Annotated in this window: 1 pseudogene; it reads left to right on the forward strand. The window is 54.3% G+C overall.

Annotated features, from left to right (window positions below):
• Positions 1-256, forward strand: a pseudogene (locus tag ACCC94_RS30365) (FtsK/SpoIIIE domain-containing protein); the annotation flags it as partial.

The raw sequence follows: 256 nt of genomic DNA on the forward strand, positions 1-256 counted from the left end.
GAAGACGAAGCGCCGTTTTTGTATATGCTTCCGACCATCGTGTTGGTTTTCGACTATTTGGCGTAGTTTATGATGATCGTCTGGATGATGGTGTATGTGGTGATCGGCCGTATCGACCAGAAGGCACGAGCGGCGCGCATCCACCTCATCCAGGCGACACAGCGCCCGTCGGTCGACGAGATCACAGGCCTGATAAACGCTAACATTCCGACCCGTATAGACTACCAGGTCTCCAGCAAGATCGACTCGCGCACCA

Origin of the sequence: Pseudomonas sp. Pseusp97 (genome assembly GCF_047304025.1) — a bacterium.
In the GTDB taxonomy this organism is placed as follows: domain Bacteria; phylum Pseudomonadota; class Gammaproteobacteria; order Pseudomonadales; family Pseudomonadaceae; genus Pseudomonas.